The following is a 1,404-nucleotide window of genomic DNA, read 5'->3' as shown; positions in this document are numbered from 1 at the left end:
GGCTCTTGATCCACGGCTATGCCTCGCTGTGGGGTGTGGCGGATCTGAACGGGGGTGTGGTGGCGAAGGGGGCGTTCGTCGACAGCCTGAAGCGGACGGGCACCGGCGGGGTGCGGATGCTGCATCAGCACGAGAGCCGGGCGGTCGTAGGTGTCTGGGACGAGGTCGTCGAGGACGACCGGGGCCTGTTCGTCCGGGGACGGATTGCCGACTGGTCGGCCGAGGCCCGCTATGCCCAGGCGCTCAGCCGCGCTGGCGCGCTGGACGGGCTGTCGATCGGGTTCCGGACGGCGAAGGCGCGGCGGGAGGGGCGGCTGAGGGTGCTGTCGGGCGTGGAGCTGTGGGAGGTGTCCCTGGTGACGTTTCCGATGCTGCCGGGGGCGCGGTTCAGGGCGTCGTCAGGTACTCCGCCGGGAGCGGGAGCGTCGGGGTTTCGGCCTGCCAGTAGACGCTGACGACCCACCAGCGGGTCCCGTCGTTGAAGAGCTGGATGGAGTTGACGCCGCGCAGGAAGGGCTGGGCGTCGTTCTGGGCGCGGCGGGCGTCGTAGGTGGACCAGACATGGGTGACGGCGCCGAAGGTTTCGGTGCGCCGCGCGATCTCGCGCTCGTGGAAGCCGTCGCGGACGAGGGTCGGACCGGCGCGGTCGACGTAGTCCTGGGGCGTGAGCGGGGTGAGGACGCCGACGCCGTCGCGCTGGCCGGTCGGCATGAGGCGGGCCGAGGGGTGGAACAGGTTGCGGAAGCGGTCCCAGTCGCGGGCCTGGCCCGCGTCGCCGGAGATGACGGCGTAGAGGGCGGCGAGGATGGCGTCGGCCGAGGCGACGTCGCCGGCGTAGGTGGCGTTGGCCGCGGTCGCGGTGGTCGGCTCAGACGGAGGCGTCTGGGCCAGGGCGGGGGCGGCTGACAGGGCCAGGAAAGCGGCGGCGGCCAAGGTCGTTAGACGCATTGCAGAAGTCTCCCGTGAACCGGGGGAGACTGGCGCGAAGGAGCGTTCGGGGGAAGCTGGAAAGAGCGGGCCCCTCACCCTTTCGCGCGAGTCCGATCGCTGCGCTCTCGGGCGCTCAAGCCCTCTCCCGACCGGGAGAGGGAGTACAAGGGGAAACCATGAAAGAGATGAAGACGGCCTCGGCTACGCCCGAGACGCGTGCGGCGCTGCACGAGATGATGGCGGCGTTCGAGGCGTTCAAAGGGGCCAATGACGCCCGGCTCGCCGAGATCGAGAAGAAGGCGTCGGCCGATGCGCTGCTGGAGGAGAAGGTGGCGCGCATCGACCAGGCGGTGGGGCAGGCCCAGGCGCGGCTGGACCGGGCGCTGAGCGAGGCGCGACGGCCGGGGATTTCGACGGAGTCCGCGTCCGCCCCCTCCACCGCCTTCGGCGGTCCCCCTCCCCCGCCGGGCGGGG

General features: G+C 71.8%; 2 protein-coding genes and 1 pseudogene. 2 read left to right on the top strand and 1 reads right to left on the bottom strand.

From position 1 onward, the window contains the following. The coding region (locus IP78_RS15135) for an HK97 family phage prohead protease (RefSeq protein ID WP_231681022.1) at positions 1-455 on the top strand (455 nt) is incomplete at its 5' end. On the opposite strand, the gene IP78_RS15395 is transcribed toward IP78_RS15135, so the two are convergent. Beyond that, on the bottom strand, positions 388-948 hold the full coding sequence (locus IP78_RS15395) for a hypothetical protein (protein WP_054112298.1): 561 nt from the start codon (positions 946-948) through the stop codon (positions 388-390). The two genes, IP78_RS15135 and IP78_RS15395, sit on opposite strands and share 68 nt — an antisense overlap. A 158-nt stretch (positions 949-1,106) precedes the next feature. On the opposite strand from IP78_RS15395, the pseudogene IP78_RS14100 reads away from it, so the two are divergent. After that, positions 1,107-1,404: pseudogene (locus IP78_RS14100) on the top strand (phage major capsid protein); the annotation flags it as partial.

The organism is Brevundimonas sp. AAP58 (assembly GCF_001295975.1).
Classification (GTDB): Bacteria; Pseudomonadota; Alphaproteobacteria; order Caulobacterales; family Caulobacteraceae; genus Brevundimonas.
This window is presented reverse-complemented; position numbering and strand designations above follow the sequence as displayed.